The organism is Comamonas sp. UBA7528, from assembly GCF_002479375.1.
Classification (GTDB): domain Bacteria; phylum Pseudomonadota; class Gammaproteobacteria; order Burkholderiales; family Burkholderiaceae_C; genus Comamonas.
The window spans coordinates 179,955-205,242 of the sequence record NZ_DLMU01000016.1 but is presented as its reverse complement, the minus strand read 5'-3'; the positions used below and the strand labels follow the sequence as shown (position 1 = coordinate 205,242).

Annotated in this window: 22 protein-coding genes and 1 pseudogene; 11 read left to right on the top strand and 12 right to left on the bottom strand. The window is 65.9% G+C overall.

Going from position 1 to position 25,288, the window contains the following annotated elements; all coding sequences use genetic code 11:
• The first annotated feature begins 449 nt into the window (after positions 1-449).
• Genes B3349_RS20405 through B3349_RS20395 form a run of 3 tightly spaced genes read left to right on the top strand, consistent with a single transcriptional unit; the run spans position 450 to position 4,622 of the window.
• Entirely contained in the window at positions 450-2,162 is a 1,713-nt protein-coding gene (locus tag B3349_RS20405) for an OmpA family protein (protein WP_291591516.1), read from the top strand.
• 39 nt (positions 2,163-2,201) lie between these two features.
• Positions 2,202-3,752 carry a hypothetical protein gene (locus B3349_RS20400; RefSeq protein ID WP_291591515.1) on the top strand — a complete coding sequence of 517 codons (1,551 nt, stop codon included), beginning with the start codon at positions 2,202-2,204 and terminating at the stop codon, positions 3,750-3,752.
• Between the two features lie 15 nt (positions 3,753-3,767).
• The gene (locus B3349_RS20395; protein WP_291591514.1) at positions 3,768-4,622 is read left to right on the top strand and encodes a hypothetical protein; all 855 of its coding nucleotides are present in this window, start codon (positions 3,768-3,770) and stop codon (positions 4,620-4,622) included.
• Between the two features lie 319 nt (positions 4,623-4,941).
• Here B3349_RS20395 and B3349_RS20390 read toward each other — a convergent pair whose 3' ends face one another.
• Positions 4,942-5,727: an SDR family oxidoreductase gene (locus B3349_RS20390; protein WP_291591512.1), complete on the bottom strand. Its 786-nt coding sequence runs from the start codon at positions 5,725-5,727 to the stop codon at positions 4,942-4,944.
• Positions 5,728-5,839: 112 nt separating this feature from the next.
• Between B3349_RS20390 and B3349_RS20385 the strand changes: the two genes are divergently transcribed.
• Positions 5,840-6,769, top strand: a complete 930-nt coding sequence (locus tag B3349_RS20385) for a LysR family transcriptional regulator (RefSeq protein WP_291591511.1) — start codon at positions 5,840-5,842, stop codon at positions 6,767-6,769.
• Positions 6,770-7,021: 252 nt separating this feature from the next.
• Here B3349_RS20385 and B3349_RS20645 read toward each other — a convergent pair whose 3' ends face one another.
• From B3349_RS20645 to B3349_RS20355, 7 genes and pseudogenes are all read right to left on the bottom strand, one after another.
• The gene (locus B3349_RS20645) at positions 7,022-7,597 is read right to left on the bottom strand and encodes an alkylhydroperoxidase domain protein (RefSeq protein ID WP_349682204.1); all 576 of its coding nucleotides are present in this window, start codon (positions 7,595-7,597) and stop codon (positions 7,022-7,024) included.
• Between the two features lie 90 nt (positions 7,598-7,687).
• Positions 7,688-8,305, bottom strand: a pseudogene (locus B3349_RS20640) (CMD domain protein); the annotation flags it as partial.
• A gap of 13 nt (positions 8,306-8,318) precedes the next feature.
• Positions 8,319-9,407, bottom strand: a complete 1,089-nt coding sequence (locus B3349_RS20375; RefSeq protein WP_291591508.1) for a putative FMN-dependent luciferase-like monooxygenase — start codon at positions 9,405-9,407, stop codon at positions 8,319-8,321.
• Positions 9,337-11,103, bottom strand: a complete 1,767-nt coding sequence (locus B3349_RS20370) for a dipeptide ABC transporter ATP-binding protein (protein WP_291591507.1) — start codon at positions 11,101-11,103, stop codon at positions 9,337-9,339. The genes B3349_RS20375 and B3349_RS20370 overlap by 71 nt, the downstream gene beginning before the upstream one ends.
• Positions 11,100-12,065, bottom strand: a complete 966-nt coding sequence (locus B3349_RS20365) for an ABC transporter permease (protein ID WP_291591506.1) — start codon at positions 12,063-12,065, stop codon at positions 11,100-11,102. The genes B3349_RS20370 and B3349_RS20365 overlap by 4 nt, the downstream gene beginning before the upstream one ends.
• Before the next feature lie 4 nt (positions 12,066-12,069).
• Positions 12,070-13,008 carry an ABC transporter permease gene (locus B3349_RS20360; protein ID WP_272971120.1) on the bottom strand — a complete coding sequence of 313 codons (939 nt, stop codon included), beginning with the start codon at positions 13,006-13,008 and terminating at the stop codon, positions 12,070-12,072.
• A 12-nt stretch (positions 13,009-13,020) separates the two neighbouring features.
• Entirely contained in the window at positions 13,021-14,637 is a 1,617-nt protein-coding gene (locus tag B3349_RS20355) for a TIGR04028 family ABC transporter substrate-binding protein (protein WP_291591524.1), read from the bottom strand.
• Positions 14,638-14,936: 299 nt separating this feature from the next.
• On the opposite strand from B3349_RS20355, the gene B3349_RS20350 reads away from it, so the two are divergent.
• The 7 genes from B3349_RS20350 to B3349_RS20320 all read left to right on the top strand — a co-directional run bounded on the left by B3349_RS20350 (position 14,937) and on the right by B3349_RS20320 (position 21,038).
• Positions 14,937-15,758 (top strand): VOC family protein, encoded by an 822-nt coding sequence (locus tag B3349_RS20350; RefSeq protein ID WP_291591504.1) that lies wholly within the window; start codon positions 14,937-14,939, stop codon positions 15,756-15,758.
• A gap of 75 nt (positions 15,759-15,833) precedes the next feature.
• Positions 15,834-16,661, top strand: coding sequence for a MetQ/NlpA family ABC transporter substrate-binding protein (locus tag B3349_RS20345; protein ID WP_291591501.1), 828 nt, complete (start codon positions 15,834-15,836; stop codon positions 16,659-16,661).
• An 11-nt stretch (positions 16,662-16,672) separates the two neighbouring features.
• Positions 16,673-17,500, top strand: a complete 828-nt coding sequence (locus tag B3349_RS20340; protein WP_291591499.1) for a MetQ/NlpA family ABC transporter substrate-binding protein — start codon at positions 16,673-16,675, stop codon at positions 17,498-17,500.
• A gap of 8 nt (positions 17,501-17,508) precedes the next feature.
• Positions 17,509-18,582 (top strand): methionine ABC transporter ATP-binding protein, encoded by a 1,074-nt coding sequence (locus tag B3349_RS20335; protein ID WP_291591498.1) that lies wholly within the window; start codon positions 17,509-17,511, stop codon positions 18,580-18,582.
• Positions 18,566-19,219 carry a methionine ABC transporter permease gene (locus B3349_RS20330; protein ID WP_291591497.1) on the top strand — a complete coding sequence of 218 codons (654 nt, stop codon included), beginning with the start codon at positions 18,566-18,568 and terminating at the stop codon, positions 19,217-19,219. Before B3349_RS20335 ends, B3349_RS20330 begins: the two co-directional genes overlap by 17 nt.
• Before the next feature lie 492 nt (positions 19,220-19,711).
• The gene (locus tag B3349_RS20325) at positions 19,712-20,071 is read left to right on the top strand and encodes a VOC family protein (RefSeq protein WP_291591496.1); all 360 of its coding nucleotides are present in this window, start codon (positions 19,712-19,714) and stop codon (positions 20,069-20,071) included.
• Positions 20,072-20,102: 31 nt separating this feature from the next.
• The gene (locus tag B3349_RS20320; RefSeq protein WP_291591495.1) at positions 20,103-21,038 is read left to right on the top strand and encodes a CysB family HTH-type transcriptional regulator; all 936 of its coding nucleotides are present in this window, start codon (positions 20,103-20,105) and stop codon (positions 21,036-21,038) included.
• 114 nt (positions 21,039-21,152) lie between these two features.
• On the opposite strand, the gene B3349_RS20315 is transcribed toward B3349_RS20320, so the two are convergent.
• The 4 genes from B3349_RS20315 to B3349_RS20300 are packed head-to-tail and all read right to left on the bottom strand — an operon-like array spanning position 21,153 to position 25,250.
• Positions 21,153-22,334: a c-type cytochrome gene (locus tag B3349_RS20315; protein ID WP_291591494.1), complete on the bottom strand. Its 1,182-nt coding sequence runs from the start codon at positions 22,332-22,334 to the stop codon at positions 21,153-21,155.
• On the bottom strand, positions 22,334-23,149 hold the full coding sequence (locus B3349_RS20310; RefSeq protein WP_291591493.1) for an ABC transporter ATP-binding protein: 816 nt from the start codon (positions 23,147-23,149) through the stop codon (positions 22,334-22,336). The genes B3349_RS20315 and B3349_RS20310 overlap by 1 nt, the downstream gene beginning before the upstream one ends.
• Positions 23,143-24,228, bottom strand: coding sequence for an ABC transporter permease (locus B3349_RS20305; protein ID WP_291591491.1), 1,086 nt, complete (start codon positions 24,226-24,228; stop codon positions 23,143-23,145). The genes B3349_RS20310 and B3349_RS20305 overlap by 7 nt, the downstream gene beginning before the upstream one ends.
• Positions 24,225-25,250 (bottom strand): ABC transporter substrate-binding protein, encoded by a 1,026-nt coding sequence (locus B3349_RS20300; RefSeq protein WP_291591490.1) that lies wholly within the window; start codon positions 25,248-25,250, stop codon positions 24,225-24,227. The genes B3349_RS20305 and B3349_RS20300 overlap by 4 nt, the downstream gene beginning before the upstream one ends.
• Positions 25,251-25,288 lie beyond the last annotated feature (38 nt).

Here is a 25,288-nt window from a genome sequence, read left to right as displayed (position 1 = left end):
ACAAAACTCTGGTCGATTCACACATCGACAACCTGCGCACCACAAAGGCCATCACGGCCTGCTGTACCTGATCTTGCTCTGTATTGCCCACCACATCGGTGTGAATGCAAACGGCAGCAATACAAAGCCCTTCCCTTGCCCGCTGTAACTGCCGGCTTGAGGCCCTGCGTCCTACCCGGTGTATCGAACAGCTTCTGAAAAATGGGCGCCGACCACATAAAGCAGGCGCGCACGGGGCCATGCACATCGCCTCTGTGTCCACTTATCCGAATGGCGCATTGAATCCCCCCGGGCCCCGTACACGCTCAGCCACCAGAAACATTGTGACAAATAGCTACAATTCTTCAAATTACTAACAATTGGCACCGAAGGCTTGGCCTCCTGTTGGCTTGGCATTCGTCCACGGCCGCACTGCGCACGGCTGAGAACCATTACAACGAAAGCAAGAGATGACGCGTCTAATGCGCCGACCCGTGGATAAGGACGGCACGCCTGCTGCGGCCGGGTGGGGTCTGAAGAAAACTGTCGTCGTGGCTGGTTTGGTGCTGGGCACCACGGGCTGCCAGACCCTGGAACAGGGTGGGCAAATGATCCGCGACACATTTGCCAGCAGCGATCCCTGTGCGTCATCAGCACGCAATGTGGGTATCGTCACTGGAGCTGTACTGGGCGCCGTGATCGGCAGCCAAGTGTCGGACAAGAAGGCCGGCATCGCGCTGGGTGCAGGCCTTGGCGCCACCCTGGGCGGCCTCATCGGCAATGACATTGACCGCCGCCGATGCGAACTGCACAAGATTGCGCAAAGCCACCACCTGGAACTGCTGGTGAGCGATATCGAAGTGACCAACAACTCCAGCACCAGCAGTGCAAGCTCCAAGCCCGTGGGCATGAGCGTGTCCATCATCGACACGGGCGAGCAATTCCCCAGCGGCTCCGCCACGCCCACCGCACAGGCACGCAAGGCTTTTGCCGAAGTGGCTCAAGCCTACCAGCGCGTCGCCGAAGACGGCAAGCCCCAGGACAAGGCGGCCGCCCAGGCCCGGCTGCGCAACATGCGAATCTTGCTGGTCGGACACACCGATGACACCGGCAATTCACGTCTGAATGCGGACTTGGCCGAAGCCCGGGCCAGCGAGATCGCCAGGATTTTTGCGGCGCATGGTTTTGCCGCCACCCAGATCTTCTATCAAGGTGCGGGCGAGACGCTGCCTATTGCCGACAACAGCTCGGAAGAAGGCCGGGCCAAGAACCGGCGAGTGGAGATTGTGGACCTGAGCAGCGGGGAGGCCTTTGCCGAATACCTCGCCAACCGGCGACCCAATCTGAGTTTCTACCGAGAGGCTGCGACACACCCTGGGACGGCTGCACCCCAACCTGGCGTGCAAGCAAAAGCGGGCACTCCCGCGCAAGCTAAAGCCAAGGGTCCGGCTGCATCGAGCACCAAAACGCAGCCTCTAAAGGGCCGCACAGAGCAGGCCCGCAGCACCAACGCCGATACGGCTGCTTCCAGCACCTCTTCACCGGCGATGGCATCTGCAGCCACCACCTCCCGCGGCGTGCCAGCCACCCCCACAGCACTCGGGGTGCGTGAATTCGACTTTGGCGGGACCCCCATCACGGGGCAGGCCAGGGCAGTCCAGATTGGCGAGCTCAAGGCCAAGCCGACCTTCGCACTGGTGTCTTCCGCCCACGCCAGCCTGCCCAACGGCCTGGGCAGCTGCCAAAGCGACCGCCCACGTGTAGCCCATGGCGTGAAGTCGCTGGCCAACAACGGTGCAACGCCCTCTCGCAACACCGCCGAGTACATGCCTGGCCTGTACAACACCAGTTGGGTCGGCATGGCTGGCAGCCACCTGGTGGCACTCAACCGTGTGGCCGTACTGCGCGATGGCGGAGCCCCCGCCCATGCGCCCGAACTGCTGGTGTATGACAACTACAAGGGCAATACCTCGGCCAAGGCCGACTTCCGCAAAACGCCCGAAGTCAACACCTACCTGGGCGACAAGGCCTTGCTGTACCGCGTGTTTGTGGATGGTCCCGTGCAGTGCCTGGACGTCGTGATCCCCAACGACAACCCGCGCGAAGCGCCCCAGTCCAACCTGGTCTACGCCTACGCCGGACAGATGTACCAGACGAAATTCGCGCCCGTACTCGCCAAATAACACCTATTGCCCGATCCAACCTCTGAGGGAACCTCCATCTTGGACTCTATTGCCACCCTTCTTGCGGAACACATCACCGCGATCACACTGCTGGCCGCATCGGTTCTGCTGTTCATGTCCTTTGTCGCCAGCTCACGCTTTCGCCTGTGGGTGCGAGACTTCTGGGCAACCCTGCCAGTGGTGGGCTCCATCGCACAGCTGTCCAAGGACCGTACACACTCGAGCGACGGCTGGCTGCGCGCTGAAGAGACCCTGTGCAGCATCTACAAGCCCTTTGCGCGGCTGGTGGGGCCGCAAGAGTTTGGTCAATCCATCGAATACCTGCGCAAGGCAGCCGACCTGGGCCGCACACCCACGCCGCTTTTGATCTGGTCGCTGCTGGTCGTGCTAGTGATTGCCGAGGGCATGGGCTTCTCCTATCTGCTGGGCACCTGGATGGCGCGCGAAGGCAGTGCCAACACACATACTGTGTTGATGGTCGCCATTGTGTTCGTGCTGTGCGTACTGCTGGTGTGGATCACCCACTCGGCCGGCCGGCAGTACCGCCGCACCGCGTTGCTGCGTTCGTGCTTCAAACGTTTCAAAGACCTGGGGGCCAAGGAATACTCGGCCGATCTGGTGTCCCTGGAAGATGACCAGGCCGTCGACCAACAGCAGCCGGCATTCAAGCAAACTCTCAACCGCGTGGCCGAAAACTCACACGACACCGGCAACTACGCCTGGGTGATCACGGCCATCGTCACCATCGCCTTCATTGCTATCACCTCCACCGTGATGCGCGTGAAGAACATGGAAGGCGAGACCATTCGCGAAACTGCCATGCAGGCCCAGACTTCCTCAGGCAACCCCTTTGCGGCCAGCCTGCCTGCCGAAGTAAGCCAGGCACAGGACCAGGCGGACAAAGCCGCACAGGCCGATGCCAATACCGCCAAAGCCACTGAAGGCATCGCCGCCTTCGCCATGCTGGGTTTCATCTTCGTAATCACCCAGATCGTGGGCATGGGGGCGGGCTACAAGTACAGCTTTGTGGGACGCGAGTCCGGTGCAGCCTTCACGGTCACACGCGGGTTTGCCACTTACGCCGAGTACTTCCGTTTTGTACAGCCACTGCGCGACCTGGCCAATGGCCGTCTCAAGGAACTGCAGCAAAAGCTGGAAGAAAAAGCCCATACGCGCCTGAGCCTGGACAAGACCTTTGACGACTATCTGATCAAGTCCGACGCCAGCAGTGCCAGCGTGGCCCAGGGCGCTGATGAAGTCTGGAGCCGCAAGCGCGCAGGCCAGCAAGGCCATGCCGTGACAGCACCTAAAGTGGTACAACCCACGGCGTCGCCAAAGCCTGTAGAGACCGCCCCTGCGGTGGTTTCCGCCGATGCCATGCCGCCGCTGGCGCCTGCGCCCGCCCAGGCGCTGGCCGACGAGGTGGAAACCGTGAAGGCCGAAATCCAACGTCTGGACAATGCCGAGGCTGAAAAAGCCTACTTCCTATCGCTACCAGTCTCCATCAAGGCCAAGCCCGAGCTGCAGGCCTGGCTCAAGGAACGCAAGGCCCAGCGCGATGCGGCTGCCAACATTGACGAGCTGTTCTGAGCCGGGTCGCACACGATGAAACTGCTTTGCAAAAATCTGCTGTCGGTCGCCGTGTTTGCGCTGTGTGGCACGGTCCTGGCCGGCACCGACAATGATGTGCCCAGCTGCTATGCAGCCAACAAGCTGGAGGTGAGAGCCCCGGCGACCACCACCGAACTCTTCGTGCTGCTGGACCAGACCACCCCCCTTGATGTCGCTCTTCAGGCCTCGGTGCGCGACAACGTGGGCCGGCTGATCGCTCCAGGCCACGCCTACACCATCGCCAGCTTTTCCTCGTACGGGCAAGGGCAATACCTGCAGGTGCTCAGCGCCGGCACGCTCGAGCAGCCTCTGCCCGCCTCCCGGCGCGACAGCATTGGCGCGCGTGTGCTGCAAAGCTTCGATGCCTGCATGAAAGGCCAAGCTGACTTCGGGCGCCGCACAGCCGCTGCTGCACTGAACCAGGCGCTGAGCGGACTCAACCCCGATTTCGCCAAGTCGGATGTGATGGGCAGCATCAAAGCCATCTCGGCACGGGTGCGCAGCTCCCAGGCAAGCCACAAGATCGTGTTTCTGGTGTCCGACATGCTGGAGCATTCGGGCATCAGCAGCTTTTACGCGTCCAAGAACGTGCGCCGGCTGGATGTGGCCACGGAGCTGAAGAAGGTCGAAGCAGCGCAGATGTTTGGCGATCTGGCTGGCGCCCGCGTCTTTGTGCTGGGTGCAGGCCTGGTACAGACAAGCTCTGCAGCCGGAGCCAAGGACAGCGGCGTGTATCGCGATCCGCAAACCATGAATGCACTGCGCCAGTTCTGGACACAGTATGTGGAACGCAGCCAGGGCAAGCTCGAACAATTTGGTGCGCCCGCCTTGCTGGTCCCCGTTCAGTAAGCGCGTTCGGTTTCCGCACCAGCGCTCCTCGCGCGCACCTCACCTGACAAGCGCCGGTCCATCCGACGCTTGTCCGTTCCGGGCCCATGTCCGTGCGTGGAGCACCACGGGGTGAGCAGCGATGGCCTCCGCACACGAAGGGCTCAAGGCATTGCTGAATACCGGATTCACTTTTTCCCGGCCGGTTAACTGAACTTCAGGAGCAGGAGCAGTTCACCGCTGCCACCCTCCCTCCCAAGCAGCAGGGAGGGGTTGGAAGCGGATACCCATCCCGGCCAGCCCTCCGCCAAGGCACAGTTTCAGTTCTGCGCGCCCTGCTTCACGCAGCGAAACCGCCGTCAATCAGCAGATCCGCGCCCGTCACGAATGCGGCATCCGGCCCGGCCAAGTACGCCACCATGCCGGCAATTTCATCGGCTTTGCCATGGCGCGGAATGGCCATCAGCCCGTGCATCGTCGCAGCAAAATCGCCGGTTTCGGGGTTCATGTCTGTGTCCACCGGGCCGGGGGCCACGTTGTTCACCGTGATGCCGCGCGGACCCAGGTCGCGGGCCAGTCCCTTGACCAGTCCCACCAGGGCCGATTTGCTCATGGCATAGGCGGCCCCACCGGCGAATGGCATGCGCTGCGCGTTGGTGCTGCCGATGTTGATGATGCGGCAGCCCTCCTGCATGTGCCGGGCTGCTGCCTGCGATGCCACGAACACCGAGCGGATGTTGACGGCCACGGTCCGGTCGAAGTCTTCCAGGCTGAACTGCTCCAGCGGCGCCAGTGCCAGCACCCCGGCACTGTTGACCAGGATGTCCAGGCGGCCGAAACGCGTCGCAACGCTGTCGATGGCACGGGTCAGCGCAGCGGCGTCCGTGGCATCGGCATGGATGGCGATGGCGTCGCCACCGCTGGCCTTGATCTCTTCGGCCAATGCTTCGGCTGCGATGGCCGAGGCACCGTAGCCAATGGCGACACGGGCACCGTCGCGGGCCAGACGGCGGGCGCTGGCAGCGCCGATGCCGCGGGAGCCGCCGTGGATGAAGGCGACTTTCCCGGCCAGGGGCTTGCCCACGGCGGCGGAGGCTGTAGAAGTGGAGTGGGGGATGGTGTTCATGGCGTTTCCTTTCAAAAGGGGTGGTTGATGGCTGCAGTGTGTGCCTCTCCACCTATTTCCGGTAGTCATTAAACTAAGCATTCAATTTCAACCATTTGTATAAGATGGCGCCATGTTGACCGAACTGCGCAGCCACCTCGACGCCTTCATCACCTCCGCCGACGAGGGCAGCTTTTCAGCGGCGGCACGCCTGCTGGGACTGACACCCGCCGCCATCAGCAAAAGCGTGGGCCAGTTGGAGACGCGGCTGGGCGTGCGGCTTTTCCAGCGCAGCACCCGCCACCTCGCGCTCACCACCGATGGCGAACGCCTGTATGCCCAGGTACGACTGCCATGGAGCGAAATCAACGATGCACTGACAGACCTGCGCCAGGGCGCGGGCAAGCCTGCGGGCACCCTGAAACTGGCACTGGCCCACACGGTGGGCCGTGAATACATCGTCCCCTTGCTGGGCGAATTCGTGCGCCGTTATCCGGACGTGGTGCCCGACCTGCATTTCGACAACCGCCAGGTCGACATCGTGGCGGAAGGGTTCGACGTCGCCATTGGCGGCGGCATCGAACTCACCGATGCGCTGATCGCCCGTGAACTGGCGCATCTGCGCATCGTGCTGGTGGCCTCGCCCGCTTACCTGAAGACCCATCGCATGCCCGAACACCCACAGGACCTGGCGCGCCACCAGGGCCTGCTGCGCCGCTCACTGGCCACCGGGCGGTTGATGCCCTGGGCCCTGAAAAACAAAGAGGGGCAGGAACTGGTGGCCAGCGTACGCCCAGCTATCGTCATGGACGATCCCGAGGCCATGGCGCGCGCTGCAGCCACCGGCATGGGCGTTGCCCTGCTGCCGCTGCCGCACGCCTTGCCGTTGCTGGACAGCGGTGCCCTGGTGCGCGTACTGCCCGATTGGTATGCCGAATCGCGGCCGCTGTCGATCTACTACACCAGCCGCAAGCTCGTGCCGGCCAAGGTCCGGGTGTTCGTGGATTACATCGTGCGGGAATTCGCCGCCAGCGGCCTCGCGGCGCGGATCAGCCAGACATAGCGCGACGGGAAAGCAGATGCGCCGGCCCTCTGAACTCGCCAGAAGGCCTACAGGTTGCGCAGACTGGACAGCGTATGCTTTCAATTTAGAGTCTTTCCAATAAAAAACCGCTGTGTAGAACACAGCGGTTTTTTATATAGGTCAGCGAAACTGCACAGATGCACAGATGCACAGATGCACAGATGCAAAGGTGCAGCAGGTGACCGCAGGCGCCGGAGACCGGAATGCGCCGTTACGCCATCGCTTCCGCAGTCAGTACCGGGGTTCCCCCAGCGACAGCATGAGCCGGTTGGCCCAGTTGAAGAAGGCCGCCGCGTGCAACAGGTCGGCTGCGGCCTGTGCATCCAGCCCCTGTGCGCGCAAGGCGGCCAGATGCGAAGCGTTCAGCCGGGACGGGGTATCCGTCAACGCGACACTGGCGTCCACAATCGCATTCCAGCGCGCGCCCAGATCGGCGTGCACGCCTTCATCCAGCAGGCGCTGTACATCGTCGCGGTGGCGGGAGAAATGGCTGGCGAACCGGGCGTGCACCGAAGCGCAATAGATGCAGCCGTTGTGGCGCGATGTGGCAGCCGCAGCCAGCTCCCGCTCGGCCCGTGGCAGGCCGGCTTCGGGGTTGTAGAAGATGTCCTTGTCGGTGCGGGTGCGCGCGCCCAGCGTGTCCGGATCGCGCGCCAGCAGGCGGAAATACGGCGACTTGGCGCGGACGGCATCCACCAGTCCGTCATAGTGGCGCTCCGTCAGCGCAGCCTCTTCCAGCGGCGCCAGCCAGGGCTGCCAGTCCAATTCGGCCTGGGTGAACACAATGGGGGCCGTGCCCGGCACCACCTCTTCGTGCACGTGCGCCACCGGCTGCGGCGCGCCGGTACGTGCCGCCGCGGCTGCAGTGGTGTTCCAGTGTGCAGACAGCACCCCCAGCCCCGCCACCACCCGGATCTGAAAGCTGAGGAAGGCCACCAGCTGCGACAACACCACGATGTCGTCGGCCGACCAGCCCGCGGCCTCCAGCGCGCGCAGGCGCTGCGGTTGCGCATCCCGCGGATGGAACACCAGGAAATGCGCGTGCCGCAGCGCGGCATGCAGGCGTCCCCCCAGCACGGTACGCAGCGTATCGGACAGGTGCAGCTCCAGCCCTTCACGGTCTTCCACCGTCAACGGCCCTTCGGGAAAATGCCCGTACGGGCCCTGCACCGTACCGACGGCAGCGGCATGGCGCACCGCCTGGGCCCAGGTGGGCGCCAGCGCATCCAGGGCGTGCAGATGAAAGTCTGCCACCGCCGCTTGCTGGTGCAACAGGGCCACAAAGGCGGCCACCGCATGGCGCTCTGCCGCACTGACCTGCCCCGCAACCGGGGCGGCAGGCGCAAACAGCGCGGCATGGCTTTTCTGCGCCTGCTCACGGGTCTGCGGGCGCGACCGGCGCAGCTGGTCCAACCAGTCGCCCGGCGCAATACCGGCCAGCAGATCGATCACGTCGGGTTGCGCAGCCTGTGCAGCCTGTGCGGCTTCTTCTTGTGCGTGCACGATTTCAGTCATGGTTCTGCCTTTCTCAAGCCACTTGCAGTTCGCTGGAGGCGGCCTGCACGGCAGCGGCACCAACGGCACCGCTCCAACCCAGCGCGGGCGCCACGATCCGGGCCGTCAGCTCCAGCGAGCGCAGGATGGCCGCATGCGGTGGGTCGATCGAATGCACCTGGAACACCAGGTCCGTGGTACGCGCCAGCGCCGTATCGGCCTGCAGCGAGGCGATCACCTCCTCGGGCGTTCCCAGGTGCACGTCGTAGGCTTCGATCAGCCGCTCCAGGGGCGCCTGGGGGTCCACACGCGGGAACGGGCCGGCCGATGCATGGGCATGGCGCACCGCCAGGCGACGCAGCCCGGTCTCGGCCCAGCGCAGCGCGTCTTCACGGCGGTCCGCCACCAGCAGCGTGCGCGATCCCAGAATGCGCGGTGCCTGCCCGGCCGGCAGCGCCGCCAGATACGCATCGATGATGGGGTTCTGGATCTCCGACAGCGACAGCCTGGGCGCATGGTCCGGGCGGGGCTGGGTGCGCGACAGCATCAGGCCTTCACCCGCTGCACCGGCGCGCTGCCCGCCTTCCACCGAGAACGTGGCCTGCCAGATACGGCCCAGCAGATGGGGGGCGGCGGGGTAGACCCGCACGCCACCTTGCAAGGCATCGCCGCGCCAGGCCGCACGCAGCACCTCCAGGTTGCGGCCGTACACCGCGCCCCGTTCCTGGCTGCCCACACCAAAGGCCTCGAACGATTCGGCCGTACCACCCGTTCCCAGCCCCACTTCCAGACGGCTGCCGGACAGCAGGTCCAGCACCGCGGCGTCTTCCGCCACCCGAATGGCGTTTTCCATGCTCAGCGTCACCACGCCCGTTCCCAGGCGAATGCGCTGCGTGCGCGCCGCCACATGGGCCAGGAACACCAGCGGCGAAGGCAGCCCGCCTTCCTGTTCATGGAAATGGTGCTGGGCCACCCAGGCGGACTCGAAACCCAGTTTCTCGGCGTGGGCGATCTGTTCGGTCACCAGGCGGTAGCGTTCGCCGGCTGGCGCGTCATCCAGCAAGCGGCTGAAGTAGCCCAGGCGTTTCTTCGGGGTGGGGGTGAGATTGTTGAGATTGGACAAAATCAATGCTCCTTGTGCCGGGAATGGCGGCGATGAGTTCACGGGTGTAATGGCTGCGGGGATGCAGGAACACCTGCTCCACCGTGCCCTGCTCCACCACCTTGCCGTGCTGCAGCACGGAGACGGTGTGGGCGATCTGACGCACCACCGACAGGTCGTGCGTGACAAATACATAGGTCAGCTGCAGCTGCTGCTGCAGCGTCTCCAGCAGGCGTAGGATCTGGGCCTGCACCGTCACATCGAGTGCGGATACGGCTTCGTCCAATACCAGCACCTCGGGCTGCAGCACCAGGGCACGGGCAATGGCCACGCGCTGGCGTTGGCCGCCGGACAGCGCATGCGGGCGGCGCTGCTGCAGCTCGGGTGCCAGCCCCACGCGCTCCAGCGTCGCCTGCACGCGCTGACGGCGCTCGGCGGCGGGCAGCGGCGCGAAGTTGCGCAGCGGCTCCTCCACAATGCTCCAGACGGTCTGGCGCGGATCCAGCGAGGCATAGGGGTTCTGGTAGACCAGCTGTACCTTGCGGCGGAACTGGCGCAATGCCTCACCGCGCAACGCGGTCACATCCTCTCCGGCAATGCGGATCTGCCCCGCCGTGGGCCGCAGCAGCCCCACCAGGGCCCGGATGGTGGTGGTCTTGCCCGATCCAGACTCGCCCACGATGGCATGGGTGCTGCCGCGCCGCACCTGGAACGACACCCCGTCCACAGCCTTGAACGGCTCACGCTGGCCTGGTACAGGAAAGTGGTGCTCCACCGCCTGCACCTGCACTGCCCATTCGGTGGCCGTTGCGGCATCGCCCTGCTCTGCCGCGCGCAGCACCGGCGCAGAAAGGGCCGGCGCATCGGCCAGCAACTGGCGGGCATAGCTGCTTTGCGGCTGGCGCAGCACCTGCAGCGTCTCGCCGGCCTCCTGCACCCGCCCCTGGCGCAGCACCACGATGCGGTGGGAGCGGTCGGCCGCCACCCCCAGATCGTGCGTGACCAGCAGCACTGCGGTGCCGGTCTCACGGCGCAGGGTATCGATCAGGTCCAGAATGCGCCGCTGCACGGTCACATCCAGGGCGCTGGTCGGCTCATCGGCAATGATCAGCGCCGGTTTCAGCGCCACCGCCATGGCAATCAGCACCCGCTGCTTCATGCCCCCTGACAGCTCGTGCGGGTACTGGCGGTAGCGCAGCTCCGGCCGCGACAGGCCCACCTTGCGCAGCAACTCCACCACCTGCTGCTCCACGGCAGCGGCATCGCGCCAACCGTGCAGTTGCAGCACTTCGGCCACCTGCGCGCCAATGGTGCGCACGGGGTTGAGCGAGGCCGTCGGGTCCTGCGGCACCAGACTGACCACGCGGCCGCGCAGGCTGCGCCATTGCGCCTCGCCGGCCTGGGTCACATCTTCCCCCAGCAGGCGGATGCTGCCGCCCACCACCTGGCCGTTGTCCGGGAGCAATCCGATCGCGGCCTGCGACGTGGTGGACTTGCCCGAACCGGACTCCCCCACCAGTGCCACCACCTCGCCGGGATGTACGCTCAGCGATACGCCATGCACCACGGTACGCAGCCCGTCGGCTTCCCGGTAGGCGATCTGGAGGTTGTCGATTTCCAGCAAGGGGCCATCCGCCGGCGCCGGTACAGTGACGGTGGCCGGCTCTGCCGCTGCCGTGCGCAGCAGGCGCTGGCGCCAGATTTGCCAGGCACTCATGGGCGTGCTCCCGACAGCGACACGCTGATGCGGTTCACCGCCAGCACCACCGCCACCACCACCAGCCCGGGGGCCGATGTCAGCCACCAGGCCGTGGACAGGTAATTGCGACCTTCGGCGATCAGCAGCCCCCATTCCGGCGTGGGCGGCGGCGCCCCATAGCCCAGAAAGCCCAGGGTGGCAATGGCCAGAATGGCCGTGCCGAACTGCAGCGCTGCCAGCGCCACCACCGACGTCAGCGAGTTGGGTAGCACATGGCGCCACAGCACCGCACCAAAGCGCCCGCCGCTGCCGAAGGCCGCCTCCACATATTCCGTACGGCGCACACGCACCACTTCCGAACGCACCAGGCGCGCGAAACTGGCCACCGACGCCACCCCCACGGCAATCGCCGCATTCACGGTGCCAAAGCCCAGCACGATGATGATGGTGAGCGACAGCAGCAGCGATGGCACGGCCAGCAGCACGTCCACCACCCGCATCAGCGCCTCGTCGGTGCGGCCACCCACGGCGCCCGCCAGCAGGCCCAATGCGGTGCCGGCCACCAGGCCCACCCCCACGGCCACCAGTGCGCCGGACAGCGAATGCACGGCACCGTGCACCACCCGGGCCCAGACATCGCGCCCCAGCGCATCCGTCCCGAGCCAATGGCCGGCACCCGGCTCGCGCAGCTGCTGGCCCGCCAGACCCACCAGGGGATCGTGGCTGCTGAACCAGCCGGGCACCACGGCCCACAACAGCACCACAGCCAGCACGCCCCAGGCCAGCCACAGGGCCAGCGGCATCTGCCGTGCGCGTTGCAGCGGCAGGCCTAGACCATGCGCCCATGAGCGTGTACGGGGGGGCGCAACAGCTGCGGCTGCAGCTGTTGCCGCCACGCCAACCGGCGGCACCGCGTCCTGCAAGGAATCCGCCGCCGGTGCGCGCAGCGCCAGCCCTTCGTTGTGTGTCAATGCATTCATCGCGTCAGCCTCCTGCCGCATGGCGAAGCCGTGGATCCAGCCAGGGATAGAGCAGGTCCACGATCAGGTTGATGGTCACAAAGGCCGCGGCAGACACCATGACCACGGCCTGCAACACCGCCGTGTCCTGGTTGCCCACGGCCTGCTGGGTCAGGCTGCCCAGGCCATTGAGGCCGAACACCGCCTCGGTCACCACGGCACCGGCCAGCAGCTCGCCGAACAGCACACCGGCCATGGTCAGCACCGGCAGCAAGGCGTTGCGTGCAGCATGGCGCAGCAGCACATGCAGCTGCGATGCGCCCTTGGCCCGTGCCACGGCCACATAGGGCTGGGCCAACGCGGCGTCCAGGTTGCGCATCAGGATCTGCGCCAGGGGCGCGGAAATGGGCACTGCCAGGGTCAGCGTGGGCAGGATCAGCCCCTGCCACGGCCCGGGGTTGATGACCGGCACCCAGCCCCAGCGGAAAGACACCCACTGAATCAGCATGATCCCCAGCCAGAACACCGGGATCGATACGAACAGCGAGGGCAGCGACTGCAGCAGCGCACGCACGGCCCGCACCCGCACCACGCTGGCGGCCAGCGCCAGCCCCAGTGCCAGCAGCAGTGCGGCAGCCAGCCCCAGTGCAGCCAGGCGCAGCGTGGGCGGCAGATTGGTGGCCAGCCCTTCGCTGACCGGTACCCCAGCCTGCAGCGAATAGCCGAAATGGCCTGTTAGAAACTGCCCCAAGGTGTGCAGGTACTGGCGCCAGACCGGCTGGTCCGCGCCATAGGCGGCCTGGATATCGGCAATCTGCTCCGGCCCCAACCCCAGATCGGGATTCAGGAACTTGATCAGCACCGCATCCCCCGGCATCAGCTGCAGCAGCACAAACGAGACCGAGAACGCCGCCCACAGCACCAGCAGGGCCTGGCCGGTGCGCCGCAACAGATATGCCGTCATGCGCGCCTCCGCTTAAGGCTTGGCCAGCCAGGTGGCATAGAAGCTGGGTCGCCCCACAGCTTCGAAACCGACATCCTTGACCGTCGTGGCACCGGCAAAGGCCTGGGGCTCCTCGAAGATCGGAATCACATAGGCCTGGGCAATCAGATAGCGCTGCACGTCCCCGGTGAGCTGCAGACGCTTGGCGGCATCGGTCTCGGCCGCAATCGCGTCCAGCAGGCCGTTGAGCTTGTCATCCACAAAGCTGTTGACCTTCTGGCTCACGCCGCCCTTTTGCAGCAGCACATTGCGGTTCGTGGGGTAGTAGTTGCTCTTGATCACATCCGGATCGGCGCGCCCCACCATGCCCGGCGCCACCGGCGTCTTGGCCGGATCCAGGCTGTCCAGCGTCTTGCTGCCCGCATCGCCGGCCAGCACATTGAGCTTGACCCCCAGCTTGCCCCACTGCTGGGCCACCAGTTGCAGGGTTTCCTTGTTCTGCGGCTGCGGCAGGGATTCATAGGCCGTCAGCACCAGTTCCTGGCCATCCTTCTGCCGCAGGCCGTTGGCCCCCACGGTCCAGCCGGCTTCATCCAGCAGGCGTTGCGACTGCTGCGGATCGAACTTCAGGTCCGACGACAGATCCACATACCCGGCGGCGGACTTGGCAATCACCGAAGTGGCCTGCGGGTAGTTGGCCGAGAACAGGGTCTGCACCACTTCGGCGGTGTTCGTACCATGCAGCAACGCCTGGCGCACGCGCAGATCGGCCACCAGGGCATTGTCCGGACGCAGTGCAATGCTGTTGTTCACGCCGCGGGTGGAAGGTGCATAGATCTGGAATTTCTGCTCCTGCACTCGCTTTTCGTCATAGGCCTGCACCTGGCGGATCAAGCCCGCCTGGCCCGACAGCAGCGCGCCGATGCGCACGCTGTCCTCCGGCGTCACCACCAGACGGATGCTGTCCAGGCGCGCACGCCCCTGGTGCGCATGCTGGGCAGGGCCCCACTTGTAATCGGCACGCGCCTTGAACAACAGCTCCTTGCCCAGGGTCTCACGCTCCACCACGAAGGGGCCGGAGCCGATGATGCGCGTGGCATCGCCCAGCTCTTCAAAAGGCCGCTCCAGCGTGGCCAGCGACACCAGGCCCGAGCCGATCACCGAGGTGCCTTGCAGGAATCCTGGCGACGGCTTGCTGAAATAGAACTTCACGGTCAGCGGATCGATGACCTCGCTGCGCTGGTAGTTGTTGATGACTTCGGACACCGGCAGCTTCAGCGCCTTGTTGCCCAGGCCGTAGGTATCGAAATTCTTGGCCACGGCCGCCGCATCCAGCGGGGTGCCGTCGGAGAAGGTCACGCCGGAACGCAGCTTGAAGGTGAACTCGGTGGCCTGGTCATTGATGCTCCAGGACTCCGCAATCCAGGGCTGGATTTCCAGCGTCTTCGGGTCCTGGTAGGTCAGCTTGTCGGTGATCTGGTTGAGCACACCGCCATTGGGATAGAAGCCGCCAGCTGGGGGATACAGATTGGTGTGGGCCTGCTGCTCCAGATAGACCAGCTCCCCACCCTGCACGGCCGCGCCTGCCGAGGCCCCCTCCGAAGTGGCACTTTGCTGGGAGCAGCCCGCCACCCAGACCCCTGCAGCCATGGCTGCCAGCCACCACCATTGACGTTTGTTTTTGTGTTGCAGTTGCACGAGACGATCCATCCTTCATGCCATTGAGGCGCTGTTATGCAAGAGGCGGAAGACTTCGGGGGAAACCTTCCAGATGGCCTGCATGCTAGGAATACCGCTCGCTTTTCTGAACCTCTGTTTTCGCACTTGGATATGCGGCCAGCAGATATGCAGCCACCCGCACAAACCGCATAACCAAAGCCGTATTCCGTATTTGCCGCCCGCCGCCGGCACGGCGAGCATGGCGCTTTCCCTCCTTTGAGAAAGCCCCCATGTCACTGCCTTTGGACCACATCGTGATTGCCGTGCACGATCTGCACAGCGCCATCCATGACTACCGCAACCTGGGATTCACCGTCACCCCGGGTGGCGACCACCCGGGCCGCGCCACCCACAACGCGCTGGTGGTGTTCCAGGACGGCTCCTACTTCGAGCTGATCGCCTGGAAAGCCCCCGAAGAAGCCCACCCCTGGTGGCCCAAGCTCAGCCGCTTCGGCCCCGGCATCGTGGACTTTGCGCTGCTACCCGGCACCACCTCCCAGGTGGTGGCGCAGGCGCTGTCGCGTGGCCTGGCCTACCAGCCCCCGGTGGATGGCGGGCGGCTGCGCCCCGACGGGGTGGAACTGCGCTGGCAGAACGCACGTCCTGCCACGCCCGACCTGCCTTTCCTGTGCGGCGACGTTACGCCCCGCGCCCTGCGCGTGCCCGAAGGCCCGGTGCGCGAACACGCCAATGGCGTGCAGGGCGTGGCCGAGCTGCGTGTGGCCGTGCACGATGTGGCCGCCACCTTGGAACGCTACCGCGCCCTGCTGGGTCTGGCGGATGTCCCTCTCCCCGCCGAAGGTGCTGCCAGCCTGCAACTGGGCAGCACCGTGCTGAAGCTGGAAACCGCCAGCGCCAGTGCCGAGGCCGCACAGCGGCTGGCCTCCCAGGGTGAAGGCCCGTTTGCCATCGGCCTGCACACCACCCAGGCCCACCCGCTGGGCCCTGTGGTGCATGGCCACACCCATGGCGCACAGCTGGAGCTGATTGCCTTGCCTGAGACGTTGGCCGGCACCGCCCCCCGCCCTCATGCGCAAAGCGCATTTGCATAGCCGCAAAGCTTCGTTGCCCGGGCCCCGGCGGCCCGGGATACTGCCTCCCATTCCATCCCACCGACCGGATTCACCATGAACAAACGCGACTTTCTGCGCACCTCCGCCGCCTTCCTGCTGCCGGCCGCCGCAGGCACCTTCTCCGTCCTGGCCACTGCGGCTGCCACCACGCCGGCCCTGATCCGCGTGGGCGTGCGTGGCGGTGTGGACGAGGAAATCTGGGAAGTGGTGACCAAGGTCGCCAAGGAGCGCGGCCTGAACGTCAAGTCCGTGGTGCTCAGCGGCTCGGTCAGCCCCAACGAAGGTGTGCACAACGGCGACCTGGAAGCCAACTCCTTCCAGCACCAGCCTTTCCTGCGCGACCAGAACCAGCAGCGCGGCTACCAGCTGGTGTCGGCGGGTGACACCTACATCTCGCCCATCGCCTTCTATTCCCGCAAGTACAAGCGCCTTGCCGACCTGCCCGCCGGTGCCCGCGTGGGCATTCCCAACGACCCCAGCAACCAGACCCGCGCCCTGGTGGTGCTGCGTGACCAGGGCGTGCTGGACCTCAAACCCGGCTTCGACCCCTTCACCGGCACCGCCTCCCTGGCCGATGTGACCGCGCTGCGCCAGAAGGTGGAGCTGGTGGAAGTGGCCTCGGTGGTGCTGGCCCGTTCGCTGGACGACCTGGCCGCCGCGGCCATCGTCAACAGCTTCGCCTACCAGGCGGGACTGGTCGCCACCCGCGACGGCATCGCCGTGGAAAAGCGCGAGCGCAACCCCTACACCAACCTCATCGCCGTGCGCGCCAAGGACCAGGATGCGCCCTGGGCCAAGCAACTGGTGGCCGCCTACCAGTCCGAGCCGGTGCGCCAGTTCATTCTGCAGAAATACCAGGGTTCGGTGATTCCCGCGTTCTGAGAGAGCCTTCCATGATCGATTTTTCGCAAACGTCGCGCCGCGGTGCCCTGGCCGCCCTGCTGGGCACCGGCGCCGCCTCCTTGCTGCAGCTCCCTTCCGCCCAGGCGGCCCAGCGCGTACGCGTGGGCATCCGCGGTGGCATCGGTGAAGAGCTGTGGGCCGAAGTGGCCAAGGCCGCCAAGGCCAAGGGCCTCGATGTGCAACTGGTGGTCCTGGGTGGCGCGGTCAGCCCCAACGAGGCACTGAACAACGGCGATCTGGAAGCCAATGCCTTCCAGCACCTGCCCTTTCTGCAGGACCAGGTGCGCCAGCGCGGCTACCAGATCGTCTCCGCAGGCAACACCCTGATCGCCCCGATCGCCTTCTACTCCAACAAGCACAAGCGCCTGCAGGATCTGCCAGCCAAGGCGCGCGTGGGCATCCCCAACGACCCCAGCAACCAGACCCGCGCCCTGGTCATCCTGCGCGACCAGGGGCTGATCAAGCTGCGCGACGGCTTCGACCCCTTCTCCGGCACCGCAGGGCTGGCCGATATCACCGCCAACCCGCGCCAGCTGCAGCTGGTGGAAGCCGCCTCCAACGTCCTGGCCCGCTCGGTGCCCGATCTGGACGCCGCCGCCGTCATCAACACCTTTGCCTACCAGGTGGGCCTGATCGCCACCCGTGACGGCATCGCCGTGGAAAAGCGCGAGCACAACCCCTACGTCAACATCATTGCCGTGCGCAGCAAGGACCAGGACGCTCCCTGGGTCAAGGCCCTGGTGGCGTCCTTCCAGACCGAAGCCATCCGCCGCTTCATCGAAACCAAGTACGAAGGCACGCTGATTCCGGCGTTCTGAGCGACTGCATGACCACCCTCCCTCCTCCGGTGCAACTGGCACCGCACATCGTGTTCGATGGCGTGGGCAAGTCCTACGCCGGCCGCAGCAGCCAGGTCCAGGCGCTGTCGGGCGTGAACTTTGACATCCACCATGGCGAAGTCTTCGGCATCATCGGCCGCAGCGGCGCCGGCAAGTCAACGCTGCTGCGCACCATCAATGCGCTCGAGACCCCGTCCGAAGGCCGGGTGCAGATCCACGGCGTGGACCCGGCGCAGCTGGACGAAAACGCCCTGGTCGCACTGCGCCGGCGCATCGGCATGATCTTCCAGCACTTCAACCTGCTGTCCGCCAAGACCGTGCGCGAAAACGTGGCCCTGCCGCTGCGTGTGGCCGGCGAACGCCCGGCCATCATCAAGGCCCGGGTGGACGAGCTGCTGGCCCTGGTCGGCCTGTCGGACAAGGGCCATGCCTACCCTGCCCAGCTGTCCGGCGGCCAGAAACAGCGCGTCGGCATTGCCCGCGCCCTGGTGCACGGGCCTGAAGTGCTGCTGTGCGACGAAGCCACCAGCGCGCTGGACCCGGAAACCACACAGTCCATCCTGTCCCTGCTGCGCGACATCAACCGCCAGCTGCACCTGACGGTGGTGCTGATCACCCACGACATGGCCGTGATCCGCGCCATCTGCGACCGCGTGCTGGTGCTGGACCAGGGCCAGGTGCAGGAAATCGGCGAGGTCTGGCGCGTCTTCGGTGCGCCGCAGGCCGCCGCCACGCAGGCCTTGCTGCAACCATTGCAGCAAGGCCTGCCGCCCGACATGGCCCGCCAGCTGCTGTCCCAGCCCTCCAGCAGCGCCGACCGCGCCGTGCTCAGCCTGCGCTTTGCCGGCGCCCAGCGCCCCCAGGGCCTGCCGCTGCAGGCCCTGACCGCCCTGGGCAGCCAGGCCACCTTGCTGCACGGCGGTCTGGACCGGCTGCGCGGCCATTCACTGGGTCAGCTGCTGGTGTCTACACCGGCCGCCGATCTGCCTTCCCTCGATGCACTGCGCCACTCCACCGGCGCCGACCACCTGGAGCTGCTGGGCTATGTCCGCGCCGATTGACAAATACCTGCAGGCTTTTGCCGAAACCCTGTTGATGGTGGCCACCTCCTCGGTGATTGCCATTGGCCTGGGGCTGCTGCTGGCCATCGTGCTCACCATCACCGGTCCACGCGGCCTGTACACGCGGCCGCGCTTTTACAAAGGGCTGTCGGTGACGGTGAACATCTTCCGCGCCATCCCCTTCATCATCCTGCTGGTGGCCCTGCTGCCGGTCACCCGCAGCATCGTCGGCACCACGCTGGGCACCTGGGCGGCCGTGGTGCCGCTGTCGGTCAACCTGATCCCCTTCTATGCCCGCATCGCACAGGTCAGCCTGAACGATGTGGACCCGGGCCTGGTGGAAGCCGCACGCGCCATGGGCTGCAAGCGCTGGCACATCGTTCGCCATGTGCTGCTGCCCGAAGCCCTGCCCGGCATCATCGGCGGGATGACGGTGAGCGTGATCGCCATGGTCAACGCCTCGGCCATGGCCGGTGCCGTGGGCGCCGGCGGCCTGGGCGACCTGGCCATCCGCTACGGCTACGAACGCTATGAAACCCGGGTGATGTTCGAAGTCATCGTGATCCTGGTGGCGCTGGTGTCCATCGTGCAGTTCGCCGGCGAAACCCTGTCGCGCAAGGTCAACCACCGGCATTGACACCGGCGCCGCCCAGGCGGCCCGGCGCACTACCGCCAGCGCCCGCGGCCATCTGTGGCCGGGGGCGCTGGCGGCTTTCATAAGGAGCCCGAAGAACGGCCCTGCCCTGCACACGGCGCCAACCCCAGGCGCCACATTAACAATCACCCACGGCAGCGCACCAAGCAGCCAAGCAGGCCTATTCAGCAATCTAAATATCTTTAGGTAATTAAAAAGTAATAAAACATTTATTGTATTTATAAGCGTCTTTTTTTATAGTGAATGCCATACCCACTCTCTTTCTGGGCGAGGCATTGATGAGCGCCACCGACCTACTCCAGCGCACGGTATTTCCCTGTCCCTGACCGGCCCCTTCCCGGGCCGTCAACCCCGGCGGGTTTCTGTCACCTTTTAGGCGCAGAAAACGCTGGCGCCGCTTCTCCATCCCTTTGAATACAAATGGCTTATTGCAAACCCGGCGGATTGCCCGGGCCGCAAGGGCTGCGCACGCACATGATCATTACGTCGATCAACCACATCCATTTTCAGTTTCCGGCCCATTCGAAAGAAGCCATCCGCTTTTTCTATGCCACGGTGCTGGGCGCCCATGAACTGCAGTCCTCCGACAAAAAGCAGCTGCTGCAGTTCGAGATGGGCGATCAGCGCCTGTGCTTCACGCCGGAGGCCGGCGGCACAGGCCGCAAGCCCTCACAGCATGTGGCCTTCAACGTGCAGGGCATTGGCGATCTGAAGCAGCGCCTGCATGCCTTTGACCTGGCCTTCATCGAAAGCCACCCCGACCAGCCGGCGCAGCAGATCTACATCAAGGACCCGGCCGGCAACCAGCTGGAGTTTCTGGAAACCACCCACTGAAAAACCCACTGCACACCGTGGAGCCCTCACCATGAATTTCCAGCAACTGCGCTCCATCCGTGAAGCCGCCCGCAACAACTACAACCTGACGGAAGTGGCGTCCGTGCTGTTCACTTCCCAGCCGGCCATCAGCCGGCAGATCCGCGAACTGGAAGAGGAGCTGGGGGTGGAGATCTTCACCCGCGCCGGCAAGCGGCTGACCGGGCTGACCACCCCGGGCAAGACCCTGCTGCCCATCATCGACCGGCTGCTGCTGGAGGCCGGCAACCTCAAGAACGCGGGCAAGGACTTCAAGGAAAAGGACACCGGCGTTTTCTATGTGGCGGCCACCCACTCCCAGGCCCGCTACGCCCTGCCCGCCGTGGTGCGGGATTTCCGCCAGATCTACCCCGGCGTCACCCTGCATCTGCGCCAGGGCTCGCCCCAGCAGATTGCCGACATGCTGCTGACCGGGGAAGCCGACATCGGCGTGGCCACCGAAGCCCTGGCCGATTACGACCAGCTCGTCACCCTGCCCGGCTACCGCTGGTCCCACAGCGTGATCGTGCCGCCCGAACACCCTTTGCTGCAGCAGACCACCCCCATCTCGCTGGAGGACCTGGCCCAGTACCCCATCATCACCTACGAGCATGGTTTCACCGGGCGCGCCCACATTGACGAGGCCTTTGCACGCGAAGGCCTGGCACCGAAGGTGGTGCTGACCGCCATGGATGCCGACGTGATCAAGACCTATGTGGAGCTGGGCATGGGCATCGGCATCGTGGCCTCCATCGCCTTCGACCCCGAACGGGACCGCCTGCTGCGCGCCATCGATGCCCGCCATCTGTTCGAGATCAACCTCACCCGCATTGCCGTGCGCCGGGGCATCTGGCTGCGCGACTATGCCTACCACTTCATCGAAAGCTTTGTGCCCACCCTGACACCGGACGTGGTGCGCCAGAAGCTGAACGAAGACAGCGACGGCTGAAGACAAAGCCCCTGCGCACTCCCTCGCCCTCAAAAAAAGCAGTCCTGCGGCCATGCAGGACTGCTTTTTCATCTGAAGGCAATGCGTCCGTGGCCTGCGGAGCGTGGGCCGCGTTCAGCGCCCGCCGTGCACCTGCCCGCCTTGGACATAGCCCAGCGGCTCGGCATCCATACGCCGCAGAATGCGGGTCAGCCCGTCTTCCTCCGACAGTGCCCCAGCGGTGGCCGGCGCATCGGTGGTGCGGCACAGTAGGTCGTCGTCGCTCCAGCTTTCCATGCCGCGTCCGTTGCGCGCACGCAGCCAGCCGGCCTTGTCCGCCAGCAACTGCACCTCGCGCACGGATTCGCCCGCATTGATCCAGCCCAGCGCCTGCAGCGCGGTCGCGCCGGAAGTGACGACGCAATCCACCTGCTCGGGCAGCTGCGCAGCGTCCTGCCCGGGCTGGGGCAGCCACAGCGTCACCATGCGCGGGTCTGGCGCCACCTCCTGCACACGCGCGCTGCTGACCACCCGCAGGCGCTGGCCCTGCCAGTCGCGCACCTGCAGCTTGTCCGGACGGTGGCAGCGCAGCGGCATATCGGGCAAGGCTATGGGCTGGGCCCAGTTGCCCGTGGCGCGCAGCAACTGCCCCGCCGCCTGGGCACGCAGAAAATGCAGCAGCGCCCAGCTCTCCGGGACCGACAGCTGCGCAGCAAAGCCGGGCATGGTCGTGCGCCCCTGCGCGTCGTGCAAGCCATGGCGCACCGCCTGCAGCAGATCCCCTTCGGCACGGCGCCACAGCAGCGGGCCGGCAAAACTGGGCGGCCAGACCGGCTGCTCCGCCGCATCCGGCCCCTGCCCATTGCCTGCGGCGCCATGGCAGTGCACGCACATGCGCTGGTAGAGCGCCGCGCCCTGCACAATCGCCGCATCGGAAAACGGCAAAGGGTTGCGGTGAAAGCTGGCAGGTGCCGCCGAGGCCAGCACCACCTGGCGCTGCGGCCAGGGCGCCAGCACCAGGGCCAGCAAGGCCCCGGCCAGCAGCCAGGGCCGGCCGCGCCGCCACAGCACTGCGGTGCCCACCAGCAGCAGCACGGCGGCCACGGCCGCCAGGCTCCAGACCAGCTGGCGTGCCTGGCCCAGGTCCTGCAGCAGGCGCTCGCCTGCCAGGCGCTGTGCCCAGGGCCAGGCAGGCTGCCCGTCCACCTCGCCACTCAGACCCAGCGCATGCCACAGCCGCAGCAGGCCCAGCTGGCACCGGTGCACCGCCTCCAGCAGCCAGAACAGCCAGGGCGCATCCGCAATCCGCTCAGGCATCAGGTCGCATCACCCAGTCCCAGATGGCGCAGCGCCTGCTGGCGTAACTCCACAAAGCGTGCCTGCGTGCGGTGGCGCGGATAGGGCAGATCCACGGCCAGCTCCGCCACGGTGCGTGCCGGACGGTCGGAGAAGACCACCACCCGGTTGGCCAGGAACAAGGCCTCTTCCACATCGTGTGTCACCAGCAGCACCGAAAAGCCTGCGCGCTGCCACAGCTTCAGCAGCTCGGCCTGCATGGTCAGCCGGGTCAGCGAATCCAGCTTGCCCAGCGGCTCATCCAGCACCAGCAGTTGCGGCTCGTTGACCAGGGCGCGCGCCAGCGCCGCACGCTGGGCCATGCCGCCCGAGAGCTGGTGCGGGTAGCTGTCCGCAAACTCGGACAATCCCACCAGCGCCAGCGCCTCGTCCACCCGCGCATGCTGTGCCTTGGGGACTTTGCGCGCCTGCAGCCCCAGGGCCACGTTGTCGCGCACCGTACGCCAGGGAAACAGCGTCGGGTCCTGGAAGACGACGATGCGCGAAGGATCGGGCCGCGTGATGGGCTGACCATCCTGCGTGATGTGACCGCTGCGCGGCGGCTCCAGCCCGGCCACCAGGCGCAGCAGCGTGGACTTGCCACAGCCGCTGGGCCCCAGCAGGGCCACAAACTCGCCCGGCTGCACCTGCAGGCTGACATCGTCCAGCACCGGCAGCTGGGCACCTCCGGGCTGGGGGAAATGGTGCGACACCTGGCTGATATCGATCTGTGCACCCGCCGATGCAGCCGCCTCCTCCAGCGCCTGCGCGCTGCTTGCATGGGCCACATTCACCATTTCACAGTTCCTTTCTGCCAGCCCAGCAGCCGGTCACGCACGGTGAACAGCAGCGTGATCAAGCCCGAGCACAGCACCGCCATCACCAGCAGCGCGCCGTACATGTTCGAGTATGCGGCCCACCCCTGGGCCCACTGCAGATACCAGCCCAGGCCCGCCTTCACGCCCATCATTTCGGCCGTGATCAGCACCGAGAACGAAGCACCCAGTCCCATGAACAGGCCGACAAAGACCTGGGGCAACGCGGCCGGAATCGCCACCCGCAGCACCAGAAACCACTCCGAAGCGCCCAGGGTGCGGGCCACGTCGTAATAGCTCTTGCTGACATTGGCCACCCCCGACCAGGTCAGCACCGCCACCGGAAAGAAGGTGGCCAGAGCCACCAGGAACACCGCAGCGCTGTAGCTGCTGGGGGCAAAGAAGAACGCCAGCGGCAGCAGGGCCGATGCCGGCACCGGCCCCAGAAAGCGCAGCAGGGGATGCACCCAGTAGCCCGCCACCCGCGACCAGCCCACCCACACGCCGGTGATAAAGCCCACCACGCTGCCGATCACGATGCCGTGCACCAGCAGCCGCAGCGAATGCGCCACCGACAGCCCCAGCCGCGCGGAATCGTCCAGGTAGACTTCCAGCAGACTTTGCGGCGGCGCAAAGAAAGGCGGCGGCAGCACGCCCAGCTTCGCGGTCAGCACCTCCCACACCGCCAGCAGCGCGGGCGCGGCGATCAGCCAGGCTCCAGCCGGCCGCAGCCAGCGCAGCACCCGACCGGCGCGCTCCCCCGCCAGGGCCAGCGCGGCCAGCAGCACGGCCACTGCAGCGGTGAGCACGGAAAACTCCGTGGTGTACGCCCAGTCGCTGAAGCCGATTTCCTTGTTGGGCCACCACCAGGTCAGTGCGCCCAGCAGCAACCAGGCCAGGGCCGCCACCAGACCCTGCCGCCAGACGCCCTGGGCGACCGGAGCCGCAGCCACGGCGGTAGCCGTGGCCGTGGCCGAAGGTGCGGCCGTGGGCGTGGCGGGCTGCAGGATCGGTGCGCCGGCCTGCGGCGCCAGTTCCAGAAGCACGGTGGTGCCACTCATGACAGCACATCCTGCGTGATGTGGCGCGCAAAGCGTGCCGGATCGGTGCTTTTCTTCAGAATGCCGGCGGAACGGAAATCGGCCGCGAATTCACGCACCTCGTCCTGCAGGCGGCTGTTGTGCGGGTGGTGCTTGTATGTCAGCTCTGCAATCAGGCGCTGCAGATCGGCCACCTCGAACTTGGGCGTGTACTTGGCAAAGATCTTGGCGGACTCGTTGGGGTTCTCGGCCACATAGTCCGACGCCTGGGCCAGCGCACGCACCACGGCGGCGGCGCTCTTGCGGTCGTCGCGCACGAACTTGGCGCCAGCGCCCAGCACGCAGCAGATCTTCTCGGCATATTCCCCGGTCGCACTGTTGCCCAGTTCCGTGAACACGCCGGGGTTGCGCTTTTCGATCAGGTAGAGATTGGGGTCGCCATCGGCAATGGCGTGGACCTCGCCCTTCTTCACCGCCACGTCCAGCAGGTCCGCGGGGTAGACGCGCCATTCCACATCCTTGTCGATGTCCAGCCCCAGCTTGGCCAGGTGGATGCCGTAGAACTGCTTGGCCGGGCTGTTCAGGTCGGACACGCCGATCACCTTGCCCTTGAGCGTCTTCACATCCCGGGTCACCCCCGCCGCGTTGACCCCCACCAGACGCAGGCAGCCGCCGTGCACGCTGCCCACGATCTTCACATCCAGCCCGGCTTCCAGCGGCTTGACCCAGCGGTGGATCAGCCCCACCCCCACTTCAGCCTTGCCGGTGGCCAGCGCTTCCAGCAACTGGTCGGCGGAGCCGCCCCAGTTCAGCACCTCCACCTGCAGGCCGTTCTTCTCGAACAGGCCGCGCTCCAGCGCAATCGGTACCGGCACCTGGCAGAAGCTGGCCTGGCTCCAGGCCAGGGTGATCTTGCGCGGCTGCGAATGCACCGCCAGCGGCAGCAGGGCTGCGGCTCCGGCTGCACCTGCGGCAGCGGCCGCACCCAGGAAATGGCGGCGGTTCCAGGGCGTGCTGTGCGCCGTGGGCAGATATTCATCCATGTGCTCCCTCCAGGAAACTGTGAAAAGTGCCAGCACGA

Excerpts from the sequence above, each read along its gene's own strand:
- B3349_RS20310 (WP_291591493.1), bottom strand. The coding sequence starts at position 23,149 with ATGGTGAATGTGGCCCATGCAAGCAGCGCGCAGGCGCTGGAGGAGGCG.
- B3349_RS20320 (WP_291591495.1), top strand. The coding sequence starts at position 20,103 with ATGAATTTCCAGCAACTGCGCTCCATCCGTGAAGCCGCCCGCAACAAC.
- B3349_RS20405 (WP_291591516.1), top strand. The coding sequence starts at position 450 with ATGACGCGTCTAATGCGCCGACCCGTGGATAAGGACGGCACGCCTGCT.
- B3349_RS20370 (WP_291591507.1), bottom strand. The coding sequence starts at position 11,103 with ATGAGTGCCTGGCAAATCTGGCGCCAGCGCCTGCTGCGCACGGCAGCG.
- B3349_RS20325 (WP_291591496.1), top strand. The coding sequence starts at position 19,712 with ATGATCATTACGTCGATCAACCACATCCATTTTCAGTTTCCGGCCCAT.
- B3349_RS20335 (WP_291591498.1), top strand. The coding sequence starts at position 17,509 with ATGACCACCCTCCCTCCTCCGGTGCAACTGGCACCGCACATCGTGTTC.
- B3349_RS20390 (WP_291591512.1), bottom strand. The coding sequence starts at position 5,727 with ATGAACACCATCCCCCACTCCACTTCTACAGCCTCCGCCGCCGTGGGC.
- B3349_RS20365 (WP_291591506.1), bottom strand. The coding sequence starts at position 12,065 with ATGAATGCATTGACACACAACGAAGGGCTGGCGCTGCGCGCACCGGCG.
- B3349_RS20395 (WP_291591514.1), top strand. The coding sequence starts at position 3,768 with ATGAAACTGCTTTGCAAAAATCTGCTGTCGGTCGCCGTGTTTGCGCTG.
- B3349_RS20330 (WP_291591497.1), top strand. The coding sequence starts at position 18,566 with ATGTCCGCGCCGATTGACAAATACCTGCAGGCTTTTGCCGAAACCCTG.
- B3349_RS20385 (WP_291591511.1), top strand. The coding sequence starts at position 5,840 with ATGTTGACCGAACTGCGCAGCCACCTCGACGCCTTCATCACCTCCGCC.
- B3349_RS20300 (WP_291591490.1), bottom strand. The coding sequence starts at position 25,250 with ATGGATGAATATCTGCCCACGGCGCACAGCACGCCCTGGAACCGCCGC.
- B3349_RS20350 (WP_291591504.1), top strand. The coding sequence starts at position 14,937 with ATGTCACTGCCTTTGGACCACATCGTGATTGCCGTGCACGATCTGCAC.
- B3349_RS20305 (WP_291591491.1), bottom strand. The coding sequence starts at position 24,228 with ATGAGTGGCACCACCGTGCTTCTGGAACTGGCGCCGCAGGCCGGCGCA.
- B3349_RS20360 (WP_272971120.1), bottom strand. The coding sequence starts at position 13,008 with ATGACGGCATATCTGTTGCGGCGCACCGGCCAGGCCCTGCTGGTGCTG.
- B3349_RS20345 (WP_291591501.1), top strand. The coding sequence starts at position 15,834 with ATGAACAAACGCGACTTTCTGCGCACCTCCGCCGCCTTCCTGCTGCCG.
- B3349_RS20315 (WP_291591494.1), bottom strand. The coding sequence starts at position 22,334 with ATGCCTGAGCGGATTGCGGATGCGCCCTGGCTGTTCTGGCTGCTGGAG.
- B3349_RS20355 (WP_291591524.1), bottom strand. The coding sequence starts at position 14,637 with ATGGCTGCAGGGGTCTGGGTGGCGGGCTGCTCCCAGCAAAGTGCCACT.
- B3349_RS20340 (WP_291591499.1), top strand. The coding sequence starts at position 16,673 with ATGATCGATTTTTCGCAAACGTCGCGCCGCGGTGCCCTGGCCGCCCTG.